Source organism: Pseudonocardia sp. EV170527-09 (genome assembly GCF_008369905.1).
Lineage (GTDB): Bacteria > Actinomycetota > Actinomycetes > Mycobacteriales > Pseudonocardiaceae > Pseudonocardia.
In genome coordinates, this window is record NZ_VRMC01000105.1 from 1 (window position 1) to 18,871 (window position 18,871).

An 18,871-nucleotide genomic window follows, 5' to 3' on the forward strand; every position below is an offset into this window, starting at 1 on the left:
CTTGGGCACGGTGTCGATCCTTCCAGCGAGGAGGACGTCCTCACAGGTCAGGAGTCAACCGAAGTCTGGGCAGTCCCTCCGTCGCACTTAATTGTTTGGGTATAGGTGGCGGAGCTTGATGCGGGCGTCGGTGGTGGTGAATTGCCAGTTCACCTGACGGTGGTCGGTGTTGGTGGCGTGTTGCCAGGCTGCGAGTTCGGTGTTGAGGGTGTCGATGTCGGTGATGCGTCGGTCGGGGCACTGGCGGGCCAGGGTCGAGAGTTCGATCTCGGCGATGTTGAGCCAGGAACCGTGTCGGGCCTGAGTTCAGCCGGTTGTAGCACTTGATCTTGGTTGGTTCGGCGGGACAGGATGTCCCGTGCGTGAGATGTTGATGTTGTCGGATCGGGAGGAGGTCTCCCGCGGCCTGGCACAGCGCTTGTCCTACAAGGAGATCGCGTTCATCGTGGGGCGTGATCCGTCGGTGATCTCGCGCGAGGTCCGCCGTCACGGTGGGTCCTGCGGCTATCGAGCTGCGGCAGCCCAGGAGCAGGCGCAGGCGGCGCGGGGACGCCCGAAGCGGATGGCTGTGGAGCGCTGCCCGCGGCTGCGTGAGGTCGTGGCCGGGTTGTTGCGGCGGGGCTGGTCGCCGGCCTCGATCGCGGGCCGGTTGCCGATCGACTACGCGGGCGACGAGGCTTGTCGGGTGTCTCACGAGGCGATCTACCAGTGGATTTACGCCACCCCGGTGTCCACCCTGGCCCGCGAGCTAATCGCGCTGCGTACCAGGCGCACCGCCCGCCGCGGTGGACGTCGTCGGCCACCGGCCCCGCGGATCAGCGACCCGACCTACATCGACGAGCGCCCCGCCGCCGCCGGACGGGCGGTGCCCGGGCACTGGGAGGGGGATCTCGTCATCGGCAAGGGCGGCAAGACGGCGGTCGCGACGCTGGTCGAGCGCACCTCCCGGTTCCTGGTCCTGGTCCCGCTGCACGGACGTGACTCACTCACCGTCGGGCGCGGGGGTCATCGTCGCGACCTCCGGGCTCCCCGAGCACATGCGGGCCTCGCTGACCTGGGACTGCGGTGCGGAGATGGCCGCCCACACCACCGTGACCAAGGGCTCGATGCCGGTCTACTTCACCCACCCCCACTCCCCATGGGAACGCGGCAGCAACGAGAACGCCAACCGCATCCTGCGCGAGTACTTCCCGAAAGGAGCAGACATCACCGCCGACCCCAAATATCTGGCCATGGTGGCTTGCGACATCAACGACCGCCCTCGTAAGATCCACAACTGGAAGAAGCCCTCCGAGATATTCGCCGAACTCGTCGAGTCAGATGCTTCGACCGCCTGAATTCGCCTCCCCCGGCCGGAGCTGTGTGAAACACCCACAACGGCACCAGTATTCCTCATGAACTCTCCCATCCGTGGCGAACTCGATCTCATGGAGACGGAAAGAGGATCGAGTAATATTCGATAATGCAAGACAAGATCCGGCGGGAAGCAGTGGCTCTTTGAATGATGACCCACGCATAGCTCTAGGGGAAGAAAGGGTAGGTAGAATTCACGCGAAGCCCGTCTGCACAAGCGGTGATATCTCGTGGATCAGCTGTGGTCCGAGTGAGCCCTTTCCAACCTGGCGATCACGAGGTCGGAGGCGTCGCGGCGTGGCGTCACCGTGATGAGTGAATCCCCTGGTAGACGGGGTGATTGCTGAGATCGACCCGCGCCGACCAGGAGCTTCACCGTGCTTGTCTACCCGTCGTCGATGCAGGTGTCCAACCGCTGCTTGCAACGTCTGTCCGACGCGCTGCGTCAACGTCGGTCGATCGTGGGTAGCCGGTGGCGGCGACTCTCGCACAACCAGAAGCAGATCAACGCCGCTCACGCCCGCCAGCGTGGCCCCGGGGAACGAGCGAACGCCCAGCTGAAGTCCTGGAAGGTGCTCCGTAGGATCCGGGCCTGCCCGAGCCGGGCCACCGCACTGGTCCAGGCGATCACCGTGCTCATCCAGACCGGCTGAGATCAGGTTGGAAAGGGCTCACTGAACCAGATCGAAAACTACCGCTGACCAGCAGAACCACGATGGAAAAGGCTCACTACTTCCGGACCCACTCCAACTCGCTGACCTGGGACGATATCGCGGCGTGTGTCCAGATCCGCCCATCAACTGCGGAACCCGGGTTTGCCGGGGCCCTGCGGGGTCGCCCGAGCAGATCTCGCACCGGTTGCGACACCACCCGATCGAGCACGCGCGCGAGTTCTGTGGCGAGTTCTTCATCTGGCATAATCACGACCATCAGCACTCCGGCATCGGCTTCGGAACCACCCAGCAGATCTACCGCACCGCACTCGCCAACGCCGTCCATCCGGAGCGGTTCGTTCACAGCACCCCATGGTCCTGGCGGCCTCTGGATCAGCCAACCCACACCGATCAACGAAGAGGCAAGACCCACCAGCTACTCGACCAACTAATTCCGCCTACAACTTGCTAGGTGGTCACGCCAGCTAGGTGGTCACGCCAGGCACCGATCCCCGAATACATTGGATAGACGAAGGGGTGTATGACTGGCTTCGTGGGTCCTGGGTGGCTAGAATTGAAGAATAGCGGAGGATTGGCAGGCTCAATGCATGATTAAAACGCTGCTGCGTGGCGCTGGCGGGGAACGGTTGGCGGCTCGCGGCCATGGAAATCGCAGGCTTCACAAGCTTCGATTGGGGTCACGCGGTGAGCCGTACAGCGGCACTGCTGGCCCTAGCCTCTAGTACTGCAACGGCACTCGCGTGCTTCTACAGGTCGCTGATGGGTCGGGCCCGTTCGGCCGAGTGGCGATTCCATCCAGTTCGACTCGGACTCGGACTCTCCGACTAGGTGTTCAGTGGTCCATCAGATCCGCGAGTCGAGCAACGCCCTGTCGAGGGTCGTTGCAGTACCAGGTACTCGAATTAGGGACACTCACAGTCAGGCGCCGATCACCTCGGCGAGAGGCGGGGGTCATCTCCAGGAGTGTATCCCGTCGATGCTCGTTGCGTTCCGTAACTGATAGCTGATACCGGCTGGCCAGGACCTATCGGGGCGCAGAAACCCGATTGGTGGGCGTACCACGGGGGTGGCAGGTTGAAACCCGTTAATGACTGTTCGAGTCTCTCCGAAAAGACCGCGGCGGACGAGGTCGTCCTCGTTCGCTTCGCTGGATTGAGTCGATCTTCCCTTAGGGGATTTCACCACTGTGGCGTTGACCAACTGTTATCCGAGCTGACGAGGGCGATCAGGGAACTGGCTGACTCAGCCGCACAAGCCGACGCGGCCTTGTTTCAGGACATCGGCGCGCACGCTGCGGACGAGCGCTCCTTGCTCATCGCCGCGCGTCGAAGTGTGCGCCAGGGCGACTCGGCACGGCGGGTCGTGCAGGAGGCCATACCTCTGATGTCCGAGGGCGCTGCCGCCGCATTCGGCTCCTGGACGTCCGCGCGGAAACGGGTCCGCGACCTGGACGCGCAGCTTGACGACGCGCTGGTGGCCGCCGAGCGCGACGATGTGCGGCATCTGCGCGGTTTGTGCCTCGATCGGCGGTTCCAGACCGGCCTCCGTGCCACCAGTCGGGACCTTGCCGACACCGCGCACCGATGGGCTACGGGGCAAACCGGCGCGCCACAGCGCAAGCGGCTCCTCCGGCTCACCCGCATGGCAGCCCGGGCGGGCGCGAAGACCAGCCCGTTCAGTTCCTGGATGGTCACAGTCCCAGCCCGCTGGTCCCGGACCGGCGCCAAGGTCACCGGAGAGCGGCTGCTTGCCGAGCTGGACAGTGCGGTCACCGGCGCGTTGACTCGGGCACTGAACGCCAGGTTGTCGGACGCCGCCGAGCTTGAGGTGCGGGTCAACCCGAGCCTGGTGCGGGTCGAGGGCGGCTGGCTGTTCATCCGGGCCGGGCAGTGGGAGCAGACGGTGCGGGTCGCGGCGCACCGAGCGATCGACGAGCTGCTGGATGCCCTGGTCCCGGGGAGCACCGAGGCGGCTCTGACGGCACGGGGGGTCGGGGGGGCTGGGTTCGTGGGCAAGCTCCTGGCTGCCGGGTTGATCGAACACTGTCTCCCCGTCGCGGACCACCACCCCCGCCCCTGGGCCCAGTGGGCTGCGATCGCCGGCGAGCGTGGCCCGGCAGGCCTGTCCGCCGGGCTCGCCGCACTGGACGCGGCGCTGCACGACGCGGATGCGACCGGTGCACAGGCCGCCGTCGGGCAGGTGGCCCGCTACCTCGGGGTCGAGCTGCCGCCGGTCAAGGTGCACGAGATGTCGGTCGCTGCCGCCTGGCCGCACGAACTGCCCGCCCGCCCGGAGGGCCCGGCGCTCGACGAACTCGACTGCGCTCGACGACTGCTGGCGCTGCAGGACGTGAAGTTCCCCGTGAAGCTCGCGGCGGCCGAGCACCTAGCCGGGCGGTTCGGCGCGGACTACGACGTGCCGCTGACCGTCGCTCTGGACAGCCTCGCGCGGGCGCGCCTCGCCGCTGATGACGACCTTGGCCGGATCATCGGCCCGACAGCGCCGCCGTGGGGCGCCAACCTGGCGGCCTGCGCTTCAAGCACGGTCCGGGAGCTCGGCCGGGCGCTGTCCGAGCTTACCGGCGACGTGTTGAGTCTAGCGGCGAAGGGCCCGCTCGCCGTGGACGACGTACGTCGGTTGCTGGACGACTTCCCCTTCGTACACCCGAACCGGTCGGCCACCTTCTACCTGCAGGAGACCGCCGAGCCGAGGATCCGCCGGGTGGTGAACGCCGTCCACGGCGGGCACGGCCGGGGCCGGGGCCGTATCGCGGCGCAGGCAGGCATCCCCGTCGCAGACCTGGTCACCACCGTCGACGATGACATCGTGGAGATCGGCGGGCTGATCGGGTCGACGCTAAACTTAAGGGCTGCCACGACACCACGGGAGTTACAGTACCCCGGCGCCACGACCGGACGACCACACGGGCAGCGCCTGCCGATGGCGTCGGTGCGCGTCGTGCCCGGGGTACGCGGTCTGCCCGCACTCCGGGACGAGGACGGCCGGGAAGTGCGCCCGGTGCACCTGGGCATGGCGGCGGACCTCGCGCTGCCGCCGTTCGTCAGGCTGCTCGAGCAGGTCTTTGGCAGCGCTTATCTAATTCATCCGAGCATCGCGGCCTTCACTCCTACGACACCCGGGCGCGGCGGGTCGGGGCAGTCAGCCACTCCGCGCGTGACGCTCGGGGAAACGGTGCTGCAGCGAGTACGCCAGCTGCTGAGCCGGGAGGAGTTCCCGGGCGGGAGCGATCCGCGCGCATCGCTTCGTGCCTGGCACCAGTGGCTCACAGTGCACGGCCTGGGCAGCCGCTTCTACCTTCGGGCGTGGAGTTCCGCCGACCACCGCAGGGGCCAGGGCAAGGCACGCAAACCGGTGTTCGTCGACCTCACCAGTCCGCTGCTGTTCGCAGACGCCGAGAAGATGCTCAGGCAGGCCGACTACGCGATCGTCGAAGAGTGTCTGCCCGATCCGCTGGCCGGGGCGGGACACGTGACCGAGTACGCGGTCGAGGTGGGTGTGCACCGGTGACCACCTGGATATCTTGGCACGTGCACCGACACCAGGGTCAGGATCGGCTACTGACCGAGTCAATCGCGCCGCTGATCCGGGCCGTGCGTGACGACGGGCTCGCCGACCGGGCGTTCATTCTGCGTTACTGGGACGGGGGCCCGCACGTGCGTCTGCGTCTGCGCGCGACGTCGCCGGCGGCCCAGGCGGCGCTGGGGTCCCGGGTACCAGCCGAACTGCGGCGCTGGTGCCGGGAACACCCGTCCGAGCGGACCATGTGCGCCGAGGAGTACGCGCTGCTGCGTAACCGGATTGGCGACATTGCCTCGGCTGCCGAACTGGTCTCGGACGGCTCGGTCGTACGGGCCGCCTATTCCCCAGAGCACCAACGATACGGCTACGGCACGGCCTTGGCGGCGTGCGAGGAGCACTTCGACGACAGCACCCGGATCGGTCTGGACGTGCTTGCCGCGAATCCCGCAGCCGCGACCCGACTCTCGTTGGTCGTGCTGATTCTGGTCGGTTTCCTCGCGGCGCGCGGGAGCCGGTCTGGCCTCGACTGGGCCCAATGCGTCCAAGCGGCCGGCAGCCCGGCTGCCGTGCGGCTAGACCTGGCCCGGGTGACGTCCTTGTTGGAGCGGCCCCCCATGCCGGTCGTGCGCTTCAGCCGGTCACTCGAACAGCTCGAGGCCGTGCTGCGCACCTCGGGGGACGACTACCGGCCGTCGACCCTTGGGTTCGGCGGTGTGTCGTTCGAGGTCACCGGAGCCCGGGACCCAATCGCGACGCTGGACATCTGCATCCACCTCTTTGCCAACCGAATCGGAGTCACCATGCCCGCGGAATTGACGTTACGCGCATCACTCGCGCAAGCTCTGCTTGCTGACACGAAGGCGGATGCGTGACGGGGACGCAGGATCAGACGGAGACGCTGACCGGCCGTGAAGTGGCCGACTGGCAGGGGATGTTCGTCTACCACGCAGAGGACCGGTGGAACACCCTGCTCCTGGGGCCGCTGTGGGAGTGTGCTCAGCTGACGGCGGCGGCCGGCTGCCGGTTCCGCCTCACCCGGGAGTGGCAGCGGGGACCGCACCTACGCCTGGGTGTGCGCGGCCCAGCCGAAGCCACAGTCACGGTGCGGTCGCAGATCGACCAGCGCCTGCAGGAGGTGCTGCGTTCCAGCCCGTCCACTCGGACCGTGACGCTCGCGGAGGTCCGGGACCAAGCCCAGCACATCGCCGACCGTTCCGGGGTCGAGCTGCGCCAGGACTGGCTGGCGGACAACTCACTCACCTGGACGGCTGGCGGTGTGGCGACCGGGACAGGGTCCGCGGAACCGGTCATGCAGGCGCTGCTGGAGGACTTCCATTATGCGGCGACGGTGCCAGCACTGCGGCTGCTGCGCGCGGCACCGGCGCAGCGGCTCGGGCCAGCCTGCGCCGACCTTATGGCGGTGACCGCACAGCAGTTCGGCCGGCACGGACTGGCCTCGGCTGCGCTGTCCTTCCGGTCGCACGCTGAGGCGTATCTGAACCTGGAGGCCGCAGCGGACGTACGCCCGGTCTGGGACGCCGCAGCCCGCCGCTCGGCACCGGTGCTGCGCCGTCGGCTGCACACGGTGGCGGACGGCCCGGGCATGCCCGCGTACGCCCGGGACTGGCTCGCGGCGATCACCCCGGTGGTCCGCGCCGCACAGCAGGCGCAGCACCGAGACCGGGACGAACTCGCCCTGCCCACGACGACCGACGGTTTCAGCACCGATCTGACCGAGCGCAGCCCCTTCCACCGCGCGCTGGTCGGGTCAACCGGGTGGGAAGACCTGTGCACTTCCGACTGGTTCGTACTCTACCGTTTTGCGATCAATCTGCTCTACCTCCAGCTCTCCCGGTTGGGTGTGGGACCAGTCGGCCGGTACCGGCTGTGCCACCTGGTGGCTACGGCCCTGAACGAACGCGAAGAACCGACGACCACCGGGGAAGGTGACTGGTGATCCGGGCGCAGGACATGGCCGAAAACCGGACCGAACGGCTGAGATCGGGCGTGTTCAGCGCCGAACGGGACGGGCACACCCACCTCATGGCATGGCCGCACCACATCAGCCTGCCCGCCAGCCATCGGACGACCGAGGTGATCGCGGCCCTGGCTGGCACCGGACAGCCGGCTGGCGCAAACGACCCGGTCACCGAGCAGCTGCGCCGCGAAGGCTGGCTTGACGAGCAGTTCAGTGACGACTGCGGGCTCGCGTTCGTGGTGCGGCCACTGCGTGCCCGCAGGCCGGTGCCTGCTGTCGGTGGGCAGCTCGATCTCTCCCGGTACGCGGTCATCCGGGCCGAGGCTGGTGCCCTGCTTGTGGAATCACCCCTGGCCAGCGCCGAGATCACGATTCATCGCCGGAAGCTGCTGGCCGACGCGTTCGCCCCGGCGACCGACTCGGCGGCCGCATCCGACGGGCTTGCGGTCGCTCTGCGCGAGCAGCTGCTCGCCACCGGCTTCCTGGCCGACTCGGACGGCGAGCAGGCACAGGAGCTGCGTTACCGCCAGTGGGCACCCCACGAGTTGCTGTTCCACGACCGCAGTCGCCTCGGCTATCGCGGGTACGTCGGCGACGGGTTCGGCGGCACCTGGTGGGGCCGCCTGGCGGGCTTCGCGCCGGAGCCGGCCGTCCCGCCGCCCTACCCGGGACCGCGCGTCGGGCTCGCTGTACCGGACTTAACGGACCGCCGGCTGAGCGAGGGCTCGTACCTCGACGTCATCGAGCGTCGACGGTCCGAACGGGTGCATGACGACGAGTCGCTGATCTCGGTGGACCAGCTCGGCGAACTGCTGTATCGGACCGCGCGGGTACGGCGGCTGCACGAAGAGGACGGGGTCGAGTTCGTGAGCTCTCCACGTCCTTCCGGCGGATCGGTGTACGAACTCGAGTTGTATCCGGTGGTCACCCGGTGCTCGGGCCTAGGAAGCGGTCTGTACCACTACGACGCGCATCGGCATGAACTCGAGCTGGTGCGGCCGGTGGACCACTACGCGGTGCGCCGCATGCTGCGGGTCGCCTCGCAGGGATCAACCAGCGGCGCCGTCCCGCAGGTGCTGTTGGTTGTGGCGGCAAGGGTGGGCCGGGTGATGTGGAAGTACGAGGGAATGGGTTACGCGGTGGTGTTGAAGAACACGGGGGTGCTCTTCCACGCGCTCGCCGGCACGTGCAGCGCCATGGGATTGGCTGGCTGCCCCCTGGGCACGGACGACGCGGTCGCCTTCACCGAGGCCACCGACCGAGATCCGCTCGTCGAGTGCAGCGTGGGCCAGTTCATCGTGGGGTCCAGCTTCCGACTGCACGAGGAGCACATCCGATGAGCACGATCCGGCGGGTAAACGTCTACACGATCGACCACGCGGGCCATACCTACGGGCTGTCCGAGTTCGGACCGTTGGAGCTGTCAACCGGGCTGTCCGCCTGGATCCGTCTCGTGTCCTCCTGGGTCGACCAGGGCCGGGACGTGGAGCAGGCGGCCGACGAGATGGGCGGCGCGCATGCTCGGCAGGCCCGGCGTGTTCGGGACGCGATGGTGTCCGTCGGAGTCCTACAGCGGTGCGTCGAACCTGGTGAGGTGAGTTTCGTGGGCGAGGGCGCGGATCTGGTCCGCGCGGTGGAGCGCAGCGCACTGCCTCTGCCAGCCATCGTGCTGGGCGCTGGTCCGCTGTACGAGGACTGGTTCGATGAGGTCCAGGCCGCAGCCGCAGCCGGAGCCGGCCAGGCGGGCGTCGTGCTGTTCACCGATCGCGCCGCAGTGGTCGTCGGGCCGATAGGCGCCGAGGAGCTTGAGGATGTGGTGACCGCCCTGCGGTGCGGTGACCTTGCCGATGGGCGGCCCGCCCCGGCCGTGGCCCGGACGGCCGCTGCCCAGTTGGTCCGGCGCGCCGCCATCGGCTCCGGCGACGCCTGGAGCGGCGTCAGGGTCACCCGGGAGGAGACCACCTCTTGGCGGGCGCTGCCGCACCCGTGGCGGCCCGCGCCGCCCGACCCCGCCACCGAACCGTTCGACGAGCGGGTGATGGCGGCAATCGACCCTGTCCACGGCGTCGTACGTGAGATCGGCGAGGACGACCTGCCCCAAGTGCCCCGGCATCTGGCGCGGGCCCGGGTCGTCGGCCGGGCCGCTGTCCGACCGCTGGAACTGGAGGTCGTGGCGGACGGCTCGGACTTCGGGCAGGCCCGGCGGCGGGCCGTGCTCGCCGCCATGGCGCTGCACCTCGAGTCGACCCTCGATCCGCGCGCGGTGGTCGATGCCGCCGGCAAGCGCGTTCTCGGCGACACCCGTGATCTCAGCGCGCTGCGCGCTGCGACGGACCGCATCGCAGCCGACCCCGGACGCTACTTCCTGCCCGCGCGCCGCATCGTCGACGACGGCCCAGCGCTGGTCCCGGTCGTCTGGGCGCGGCGCTGCCACGAGAGCGCCGCGCCGACGTTGGGCACGGCCGCAGCCGAAACGCGCGCCGACGCGTTCGCCACGGCTCTGCTCGACGTCCTCGAATCCTGGGAGGCGCGTGCGCCGGGCCCGTTCGTACGCGTTATCGACGATGAGCGGCTTCCCACCGAAGTACGCGAAGCGTTCGGCCAGTTACGGGTGAGCGATCGCGAGGCATGGCTCGGGGCACTGCCGGACAGCGCCGTCCCGACTGCGGCGGCGACCACCCGCCACGGCACCGCCTACGCCTGCGGCACCAGCCACGCCACCGCAGCGGTCCGTGCGCTGGAACAGGCTGTGCTTGCCGGCCAGGTGCTGATGCACGATCGCGCCGATCTCGTGCCGCGGACCTGGGCGCCGGCGCTGCCAGCGCCCAACCAGGCAGTTGCCCTGCCCAGCAGGGCCCCGCTCACGTTGGCGGACCTGCGCCGCGCAGTGGCGCTGCGCGCACCAGACGCGGTCGTGGCTGACCTCGACCACGATGCTGGCATCGTCCAGCTCGGAATATCAGCAGTGAAGGTGGTAATGGATCGATGACGGGGACGCTGACGAACACCGGCCGTGACCAGGCCGCGCAGCCTGGGCTACTGGAGCGCAGCCTGGCCGGCGCACTCGCGCACCTGGGCGTCGAGGTACGGGCGAGCGACACCTGGCATCTCCCGGCACACGGGCCGGACAACCGCCCTTGGCTGAGTGTGCACACCGAGGTCGGCCAGGTGATCGTCGGGCCGCTGACCCGGCCGAGCGTCCCGGGCTGTCCGCACTGCCTCGACCGGCGTCGTCAGCGGGTCGATGTGAGCAAGCCGTGGCTCGCCCTGCTGCGCGAGGTGCATGCCGCCCGGCTGGAGCGCGACGTACCGCAGCTGCTCGACGAACTCGCCGCCGGGGTGGTGGCCGCCGCGGCCGCCGCGCTGGTGGCTGACGCTCCGGCCGGCCAAGACGAGCCGCATCTGGTGGCGGTGGTCGATCTCGCCACCCTGGAAACGCGCCGCCACCGTTTCTTGCCCGACCCCTTCTGCCCGCACTGCGGAGTGCTGCCCGAGGACTCGGCGGACCGTGCCCAGCGCGTCCTGCGGCCCGCCCCGAAGATCACGGCGTTCGGGCCCCGGACCCGGGACGTCCTGGCCGAGTTCGAGACCATCCGCGAGCTGTACGTGGACCCGTTCAGCGGCCTGATCCGGCGTACCGACCGCGGCGCGGAGGGCGGATTGGTGATGTCAAGCGCATCGATGCCGCTGCGTTTCGATAACCTGACCGAGCCCGGTTACGGCCGCAGCCGCGACTACAGGACCAGCGAGCTGACCGCGATACTCGAAGCCCTGGAGCGCTACGGTGGCGTGGCCCCAGGGGGCGTGCAGACCTCCGTACGAGGCACCTGGCGTGAACTCGCGCCGCACGCCGTGCACCCCGACGTGTTTGGCCACCACCCCGACGAGAGCCACGACGATCCCACCTTTCTTTACCGCAGATTCGACCCGGACCGGCCGCTGTGGTGGGTATGGGCGCACTCGTTTACCACCGGCAGCGCCCGTCTGGTGCCGGAGGCCCTAGGGTACTACTACTGCCACCGGCTGCGCGGCGACGATCCGGTCTCCTACTACGAGGTATCCAACGGCTGCGCCCTCGGCTCTTCCTGGGAGGAGGCCACGCTGCACGGGCTCATGGAGACCGTCGAGCGGGACGCATTCCTGTGCACGTGGTATACCCGCACCACCCCACCGGAAATCGACCTGAATTCCTGCCACAACTCGATCGTGCCCCTCCAGGCAGGCGCAATCAGTTCAAGCACCGAGTACCGCATCCACGCCTTCGACATCACGACGGACTACGGGATCCCGGCGGTCTGGGTGATGGCCGCGCAGCCAGACCGGCAGGGCCCCGCATTGCTGTGTACCGCAGGGGCCGGGCTGGATACGGAGCGGGCCCTGCTGAATGCGTTGAACGAGCTCGGTCCGATCCTCAGCGACGTGATTCGGCGCTACCCGTCCGAGGCAGACCGGGCCGGGGAGATGGTGCGCGATGCCTTCAAGGTCACCACTATGCCGGATCACTCGGCGCTCTACGCACACCCGGAGGCCGCGCACCGGCTCGACTTCCTGTTCGGCGGGCCGATCATCGGCATCGACGAGGTCGGTGGGCCGGACCGGTTGCGCCCGGACCGTGATGACCTCGCGGTGGACCTGCGGGCCGCAATCGAGCGCGTCGGCGAGGTGCTGGTGGTCGACCAGACCACGCCCGAGCATCGGGCCGGTGGCTTTACCTGTGTCAAGGTCCTTGTCCCCGGGGCGGTGCCGATGACCTTCGGCTACCGCAACCGGCGGATCGACGGGCTGCCACGTCTACTGAACCTGCCGAGACGGCTCGGCCTGCGCGGCGCTGACCTGACCCGGGCCCAACTGAACCCCGACCCTCACCCGTTCCCTTGAGGGCGGCCCCGATGGTTGGATTCCCGGCCCTGACGGGACTCGACGGCGCGGGGTGGACCAGGCTGCTGCGTTGGCTCGCCGACGCGCGGCGTGAGACGCCAGTCCTCGAGCTCGCGGGCATGCACCACGTATTTCGCGCCGAGGACGTGCGCACCGTGCTGTCGGACAGTAGGTTATTCTCCTCGGACCGGACCCGATTGATGCCACCCACCGCGCAGCTCGGGCGGGGCAATTTGACCATGATGGACCCGCCGGACCACACCCGGATGCGGCGGATCGTCAACCAGGCGTTTACGCCCGCCTCGGTCAAGGGCCTCGCCCCGACGATCGAGGAGATCAGCGAGGATCTCGTGCGGGGCCTCCCGCCTGCCCGGTTTGACCTCGTCCGTGATCTGGCCTATCCGTTGCCGATCCGGGCCATCGCCCGGTTCCTCGGGCTACCCGAGGAGGAGTACGGCCGATTCCGTACGTGGTCGATCGGGTTCAGCCGCGGCGACGCCATGCAGCTGGACGCCATGCACCGGTACCTGGCCGAGGTGGCGGCGACGAAACGGGCACGGCCGGGATCGGACCTGATGTCGCGCTTGGCGACTGCGGAGGTGGACGGCGCACCGGCGACGATCGACGAGATCGCCTCGCTCAGCGGCCTGATCTTGCTGGCCGGGCACGTCACCACCACCTCGCTGATCGCCGCAGCGGTCCACGAGCTGTGTGTCCAGCCGACGCTGGATTCCCGCGTGCGCGCAGACAACCGGATTGAGGATCTCGTTTCGGAGGCCCTGCGTACCCGGCCCGCCTTCGCCCAGGTGACCAGGATCGCGGCACAGGACACCACCCTGTCCGGCGTCGCTGTCCCGGCAGGCGCGCTGGTCTCGGCGTGGATCTTGTCCGCGAACCACGACCCACAGCTGAACCCGGATCCGCAACCATTCCTGCTGGACCGGCCGTCCCGCCGCCACCTGTCCTTCGGGCACGGAGTGCACTACTGCCTCGGCGGGCCACTGGCCCAGATAGAAGCGGCCGCCGTGGTGGACGCGGTTGTCCGCCGGTTCGCCCGGCTGACCGTGCTCGCCCCCGTGGAGTTCCACCCGTTGCCAACGCTCTCCATCCGGCGGCTTGTGCTCGCAGGCCAGGCCCATGGTTCCTGATCTGTTCCCGCGGCTGCTCAGCTCAGTACACGCAGTCGCAGCACGGGAAAGCACACTGCTGACCACCCACACAGGCCACCACCGCGGTCCGGCCGGGCTGCATCAGTTGCTGGACCGCCTGGCTCCGCTGCTGGATGGCCGGACCGCAGAACCTTCAGTCCTAGCCCGGGTGCCAGAGCACGGACGTCTGCTGGTCATCCGCAGTCTCGATTACCTGGAGCGGTGCGGTGCGCTACGCAGGGAAGTCACGGCCCGCCCCGAGGGCATCCCCGATCAACTGCTCGCCGTCGCCGACCTTGTCGGCGACGCGCCCTATGCGCGATGCGCAGCATTACTCGCCGCCAAGGCCACAGCGCACGCGCCGTCGGAGTGGTTGCCGCTGCTGGACACGAGTCTGCGGCAGCTGTCGGTACAGACCGCGCTGTCCACCGCGACCGGCGTCCAGGTCCGGATCGGCACGGCCGAAGTGGCATTGCCGCCCGAGGCCGACTGGCTCGTTGAGCCGGTCGGCGAAGCCGAGCGAGCCGTGGCCGCCGCAGCAATCGCGGCGGAGGCTGTGGCCCGGTTCCTCGGCCGCCCCACCCGCCCCTTGCCCAGCGCCCGAGCCCTGCCCGGCCTCGACCGCTGTGGCCCTGCCACAAGCGCCGACGCACCACTGCTCGCCTCCTGGCCGACACGGGAACAGCTGCGCGCGCTCCTGCTTGACCCGACCTCACTGCTACCTGCGAGCGAGCAGAAGTTTGAACGGCCCGCAGCAATCCGCCCCCTCAAAGCCTGCGGCGGGCTACGTGTGCCCGCTTGGCTGCACGCCCTGTTGCGATGTGTGCACGTTCCGTTGCGCTGGGAGTTGGGTGACCTCGCACACTTCGGCGGCTGGGCGCACCGAGGGCTCGCCTCGGCGCGGGGGCTGTATCCAGTCGAGCTTTACCTGGCGACGAACACCGGCGCCTGGTATATCGAGCCTGGGGAGCTGCGGCTGATCCCGGTGTCCGTTCCCGCGCCCGCAGCACTGGGCTCCCGGTTCACCCTGGTCCTTACGGTGCGTGAGACCAAGGTCTCCCACCGCTACCACCAGTACGCGACCTGGCTCTGCCTCCAGGAGGCCGGGCTGGCCCTGGCGGCGCTGGACGATGCGGCCCAGGCCGCGGGCATAACGGCCGACGAAGTCGCCGAACTGGGTGAGCGAGGCCGCAGCGGCCCCTGGGGTGAGTTGCTTGACCTGGGGCCGGACGAGCGACCGGTCGGCCGGATCACGCTGGGCCCGCCGCAGCGGGCCCTGGACCCGTCGGCGTTCGCGCGACACCTGGCGCGGGTGCGACAACGTCGCTCCGGGCACCGGGTGTTCAATGCCCTGGGCGCCGACCGGGCCGGCCTGCTGGGGTCGCTGCCCGCCGCCCTGGCCGCGACGCTGGACGACAGGCTCCGGTCGTTCCTGATCGTCCACCGGCCCTGCCTCGATGCCGCAGCCAGCTGTTGGAAACCCGGGGGCTACCAAATCACCAGGCAGGGGCCGGTACTGCTCCGGGCGGGCGGGGAAGTGACGGAGCAGCTCCAGCGAGGCCAAGACGCGATGGGCTGGCTCGCCCCGGACTACCTCAGCGCCTCGGCAACAGTGATCGTCGCGGCACCGGTCGCCGAGGTCACTGCTTGCCTGCAGCAACTGCACGAAATCACCGCCGCGGCCGCACAGATCGCGCATCGGGCCCTGCTCGGCGCGGCGTCGGCCGGAGCCGCCGGACGGATCCACAACAGCCTGCGCACCGACGTGCTCGCCACAGTGACCGGGAACGAACAGCTCGCCCCGCTGTTCCAGCTAATCATCGGCCACCCAGGCCCTGACGGAACCATCACCGTTGACGTCGCCGAGGCTGCGTTCAACGATGCGAAACTCACCACATCCATGGGGGACACACGATGTTGATGCCTGATCAGCAGAACGCCGCCGTCCAGCCGCTCGGTAACACGACGACCAGTCTGTTCCGCGCCGGGCATGCACAAGGCGGCCGATGCAGCCGCTCCACCCGGGTCCTCGACGCCACAGTCGATCTCGTGCTGCGCATCGGCTACCCGAAAATCAGCGTCCAGGACATTGCCGAGCACGCAGGGATCGGCAAGGGAACGGTGTACAAGCACTGGAACAGTAAAGAGGACATCATCGACGACGTGCTGGTCCGGGAGTTCGACCGAGTCCACGACCAGTTCATCGCGTACCTGCCGCGAGACCGCAGGCTCGCTGGTCTGCACGGCACCAGCTGCGTGCTGTATCGCCTGGTCATGGCGAACCCGGTGCTGCGGGCATACAACACCCGCGACGCGCGCGTACTGGGTACGCACGTGGCGGCTCGGGTGAACCCGGACATCCTCGGCATCTCGCTCACGTCGGTCCTGGTACGGCCACCGTATTTGGAGTTACTCCGGGAGAACGACCTGATCGTCGACGCAGTTTGCTCCCAGGAGGGACAATTGTCCATCGAGGCCGTCCTCAGTGGATTCGTCGCCCACGCGGGAGACGCAGAGGACCTGGAGCAGACCAAGGCCGCCAGCCGCCTGCTGGGGACGGTACTGCGCCGGGCGTTCGAACCCGTCAACCCACCGGCGCCGGATAATCAGGACCGGATGATAGAGGCGCTGCTTTCCGCCCGACCCCTGCGGTCTGGGACGCCGATCCGGTCGTCAGCCGGGCCGCGCACGACGGGTGAGCGATGACCCTGCGGTTACCGCACTGGGCCCCAGCCCTCTACAAATCCCTGCACCGCAGTCCCGAACTCGGATTCCAGGAACACCGCACCGCCAGACTGCTCGCCGAGGTGCTCAGCCGCGAGAGCTTCGCGGTGACACGCGGGATCGGTGGCACGGGCTTGGCGGCGGTACTCGACCGTGGCCCCGGACCGGTGGTCGCGGCGCGCGCGGAGCTGGACGCCCTGCCGCTCCAGGAGCGCACCGGCGCGGCCAACGCCAGTGAGGTGGACGGCGTGATGCATGCCTGCGGACATGACCTGCATCTGGTTGCGCTCGCCGGGGCGGCCGCACAGGTGGCGGCCCGTCCGGATCTACCTCCCGGGCGGATTGTCCTGATCCTGCAGCCGGCGGAGGAACTCGGTAGCGGGGCTGCCAGGATGGCCGAGGACAGCCTGCTCGAAGCCGTGCCACGCCCGGACCTCCTACTCGCCCAACACGTCTCGGCCATGGCACCGGCCGGGGTGCTTGTCTCCACCCCCGGAACGGCGCTCGCTGCCATGGACACGCTCACCGTTACGGCGCGTGCACCGGGCGGACATACCGGCTCACCGGACTCCGGCTGCGACTTGGTGCTGTTCGCCGCGAGTCTCACCCAGCGCCTGCACACCGTGGTAGGTTGTGACGTGCCCCCGTTCGAGCAGGCCGTGGTGTCCGTGCCCGAGATAGTGGCACCGTCCGCGCCTGGCCTACGCGCACCGTGCGTCACCCTTACCGTCAATATCCGCACCTTCGAAGAAGGTGTACGGGAGATGATCCTTGGCCGCGTCGACACACTGGTTCGGGCAGAGGCGGCTGTCGCCGGGCTCGCTTTCGGCGGCGACGTCCAGCTGGCCCATGGCACGTACGTTCCCCGGGTGGAGAACACGGCTCAGCTCCGGCATTGCCTGGCCGCAGTGCACGAGAGCCAGCTGGCCATGCGCCATCTCACCGTCCCGCCGGCGTTCGCTTCGGATGATGTTAGTGTCCTGATCCGGGCCTTCGGCTGCCCAGCTGTGTACTGGTTCGTCGGATCCGGCGAACCCGGCGGGCGACTCGGTCCCGTGCGGCCCGCATGCCATACCGACGAGTACCTTCCCCACCCGGCGACCCTCGCCGTCGCCACCGCCGCGATGCGTGAAGCACTGCTCGCCGGACTGGCTGGCGACCTATGCGAGCCAGCCGACCGAGCAAATCCACCGGCGCTGCCAGCCTGACGGGGCCCGACGAGTTCGACTGCTCCGGGTTGATGCTCGCCGCCTGGGCGCACGCCGGGGTCCCGATCTCCGCCGGAACGGTGAGCCAGAAAACCGCCAGCACCAACGTGCCGATCGCACAGATCACCCCCGTTACCTTTTTGATCAAGCCCGGTGTGGGCTTGCAGGCCGCCGGTCGCGGTATGACTGACTCGTTGCCCCTGTCGTTGGATGATCTGGGGGGGGGTGTTGTCGCCGTGGCCGGAGGGCGCCAACGACCGCTGATAGAGACCTGACCGCACCTCGGTCTGCTCGCAGGCGTGGCTGCCGGCGCGGGTGCTCGAGGTCGGCCTGCCACGACGATGAGGGGAGCCGACGGGTGTCCGAACCCGGCGAGATCCAGGCGGTCCCGTTCGCGGTGTTCTGCGGGCTGGATGTGGGCAAGTCCGAGCACTACGCGTGCGCGCTCGACACGGCGGGCAAGCGGGTGCACGACAAGGCGCTACCCAACGACGAGACCGCGCTGCGCACCGTGTTCACCGCGCTCGCCGAGCACGGCCGGGTGCTGGTGGTGGTCGATCAACCGGCCTCGATCGGCGCGCTCGCCCTCGCCGTGGCCCGAGAACTCGGCGTCGCCGTGGCCTACCTGCCGGGACTGGCGATGCGCCGCATCGCCGACCTGCACCCCGGCCAGGCCAAGACCGACGCCCGCGACGCACACGTCATCGCCGAAGCGGCCCGCACGATGCCCCACACCCTGCGCCGGGTCGGCACCGACGACGAGACCCTCGCCGAACTCTCGGTGCTTGCCGGCTACGACGACGACCTCGCCGGACAATCCACCCGGCTGACCAACCGACTGCGCGACGCGATGCTGCACGTCCACCCGGCACTGGAACGTCTGCTCGGGCCACGTCTGGACCGCGGCGGCGTGCTCGACCTGTTGACCGTCGCACCGACCCCGCAAGCTCTCCGAGACCTCGGACCCGACGGCATCGCGCAGGCGATGCGGGCACGTTCTGAGCTTGACCCCTGACGCCGGACACGTCACCTGAGGTGGACCCGGTCCACCAGGGAGGATGTTGTTCGTGCCTGCACCTCACCCGCCCGAGTTCCGGCGCCGCGCCGTGGACCTTGCTCGTGCTGGCGACAAGCCGGTGTCTGCGATCGCGAAGGAACTGTCGATATCGGAGTCGTGTTTGCGGAGCTGGATGGCCCAGGCCGCCGCCGACGACACCGGCGGCTCCGATTCACGGCTGAGTAGCGCCGAGAAACGCGAATTGACCGGGCTCCGTAAGGAGAAGCGTCGCCTTGAGGTGGAGAACGAGATTCTCAAGCGGGCGGCCGCGTATTTCGCCCGGGAGAACGTTCTCCCAAAGTAGTTTTCCC

13 protein-coding genes and 3 pseudogenes are annotated in these 18,871 nt (G+C 68.8%); 15 read left to right on the top strand and 1 reads right to left on the bottom strand.

What is annotated here, in order from left to right:
• Positions 1-373 precede the first annotated feature (373 nt).
• From FVA95_RS34020 to FVA95_RS24255, 3 genes and pseudogenes are all read left to right on the top strand, one after another.
• Positions 374-982 (top strand): annotated as a pseudogene (locus tag FVA95_RS34020) (IS30 family transposase); the annotation flags it as partial.
• Positions 978-1,337, top strand: coding sequence for an IS30 family transposase (locus tag FVA95_RS33545; RefSeq protein WP_255474679.1), 360 nt, complete (start codon positions 978-980; stop codon positions 1,335-1,337). The pseudogene FVA95_RS34020 and the gene FVA95_RS33545, both read left to right, overlap by 5 nt.
• A gap of 495 nt (positions 1,338-1,832) precedes the next feature.
• Positions 1,833-2,006 (top strand): annotated as a pseudogene (locus FVA95_RS24255) (transposase family protein); the annotation flags it as partial.
• A gap of 76 nt (positions 2,007-2,082) precedes the next feature.
• On the opposite strand, the gene FVA95_RS24260 reads toward FVA95_RS24255, so the two are convergent.
• Entirely contained in the window at positions 2,083-2,370 is a 288-nt protein-coding gene (locus tag FVA95_RS24260; RefSeq protein ID WP_149666211.1) for a hypothetical protein, read from the bottom strand.
• Positions 2,371-3,410: 1,040 nt separating this feature from the next.
• Here FVA95_RS24260 and FVA95_RS31000 point away from each other — a divergent pair.
• From FVA95_RS31000 to FVA95_RS24320, 12 genes and pseudogenes are all read left to right on the top strand, one after another.
• Positions 3,411-5,555, top strand: a complete 2,145-nt coding sequence (locus FVA95_RS31000) for a hypothetical protein (protein WP_161992417.1) — start codon at positions 3,411-3,413, stop codon at positions 5,553-5,555.
• Positions 5,552-6,439: a lantibiotic dehydratase C-terminal domain-containing protein gene (locus tag FVA95_RS24265; RefSeq protein ID WP_161992418.1), complete on the top strand. Its 888-nt coding sequence runs from the start codon at positions 5,552-5,554 to the stop codon at positions 6,437-6,439. The genes FVA95_RS31000 and FVA95_RS24265 overlap by 4 nt, the downstream gene beginning before the upstream one ends.
• Complete coding sequence (locus FVA95_RS24270; protein ID WP_149666213.1) at positions 6,436-7,524, top strand: lantibiotic dehydratase C-terminal domain-containing protein; 1,089 nt, start codon at positions 6,436-6,438, stop codon at positions 7,522-7,524. Before FVA95_RS24265 ends, FVA95_RS24270 begins: the two co-directional genes overlap by 4 nt.
• Positions 7,521-8,885 (top strand): SagB family peptide dehydrogenase, encoded by a 1,365-nt coding sequence (locus FVA95_RS24275; protein ID WP_149666214.1) that lies wholly within the window; start codon positions 7,521-7,523, stop codon positions 8,883-8,885. Before FVA95_RS24270 ends, FVA95_RS24275 begins: the two co-directional genes overlap by 4 nt.
• The gene (locus tag FVA95_RS24280) at positions 8,882-10,534 is read left to right on the top strand and encodes a hypothetical protein (protein ID WP_149666215.1); all 1,653 of its coding nucleotides are present in this window, start codon (positions 8,882-8,884) and stop codon (positions 10,532-10,534) included. Before FVA95_RS24275 ends, FVA95_RS24280 begins: the two co-directional genes overlap by 4 nt.
• Positions 10,531-12,423, top strand: coding sequence for a TOMM precursor leader peptide-binding protein (locus FVA95_RS24285; protein ID WP_149666216.1), 1,893 nt, complete (start codon positions 10,531-10,533; stop codon positions 12,421-12,423). The genes FVA95_RS24280 and FVA95_RS24285 overlap by 4 nt, the downstream gene beginning before the upstream one ends.
• A gap of 11 nt (positions 12,424-12,434) precedes the next feature.
• Positions 12,435-13,571, top strand: coding sequence for a cytochrome P450 (locus FVA95_RS24290; RefSeq protein WP_149666217.1), 1,137 nt, complete (start codon positions 12,435-12,437; stop codon positions 13,569-13,571).
• Positions 13,561-15,492 carry a hypothetical protein gene (locus FVA95_RS24295; protein ID WP_149666218.1) on the top strand — a complete coding sequence of 644 codons (1,932 nt, stop codon included), beginning with the start codon at positions 13,561-13,563 and terminating at the stop codon, positions 15,490-15,492. The genes FVA95_RS24290 and FVA95_RS24295 overlap by 11 nt, the downstream gene beginning before the upstream one ends.
• Positions 15,492-16,277, top strand: coding sequence for a TetR/AcrR family transcriptional regulator (locus FVA95_RS24300; RefSeq protein ID WP_161992419.1), 786 nt, complete (start codon positions 15,492-15,494; stop codon positions 16,275-16,277). Before FVA95_RS24295 ends, FVA95_RS24300 begins: the two co-directional genes overlap by 1 nt.
• A complete protein-coding gene (locus tag FVA95_RS24305) occupies positions 16,274-17,503 on the top strand; it encodes an amidohydrolase (RefSeq protein ID WP_149666220.1) in 1,230 nt (409 codons plus the stop codon). Before FVA95_RS24300 ends, FVA95_RS24305 begins: the two co-directional genes overlap by 4 nt.
• Before the next feature lie 376 nt (positions 17,504-17,879).
• Positions 17,880-18,467: pseudogene (locus tag FVA95_RS24315) on the top strand (IS110 family transposase); the annotation flags it as partial.
• A gap of 103 nt (positions 18,468-18,570) precedes the next feature.
• Complete coding sequence (locus FVA95_RS24320) at positions 18,571-18,864, top strand: transposase (protein WP_161992396.1); 294 nt, start codon at positions 18,571-18,573, stop codon at positions 18,862-18,864.
• Positions 18,865-18,871 lie beyond the last annotated feature (7 nt).

Excerpts from the sequence above, each read along its gene's own strand:
- FVA95_RS31000 (WP_161992417.1), top strand. The coding sequence starts at position 3,411 with ATGTCCGAGGGCGCTGCCGCCGCATTCGGCTCCTGGACGTCCGCGCGG.
- FVA95_RS24280 (WP_149666215.1), top strand. The coding sequence starts at position 8,882 with ATGAGCACGATCCGGCGGGTAAACGTCTACACGATCGACCACGCGGGC.
- FVA95_RS24285 (WP_149666216.1), top strand. The coding sequence starts at position 10,531 with ATGACGGGGACGCTGACGAACACCGGCCGTGACCAGGCCGCGCAGCCT.
- FVA95_RS24290 (WP_149666217.1), top strand. The coding sequence starts at position 12,435 with ATGGTTGGATTCCCGGCCCTGACGGGACTCGACGGCGCGGGGTGGACC.
- FVA95_RS24295 (WP_149666218.1), top strand. The coding sequence starts at position 13,561 with ATGGTTCCTGATCTGTTCCCGCGGCTGCTCAGCTCAGTACACGCAGTC.
- FVA95_RS24300 (WP_161992419.1), top strand. The coding sequence starts at position 15,492 with ATGCCTGATCAGCAGAACGCCGCCGTCCAGCCGCTCGGTAACACGACG.
- FVA95_RS24305 (WP_149666220.1), top strand. The coding sequence starts at position 16,274 with ATGACCCTGCGGTTACCGCACTGGGCCCCAGCCCTCTACAAATCCCTG.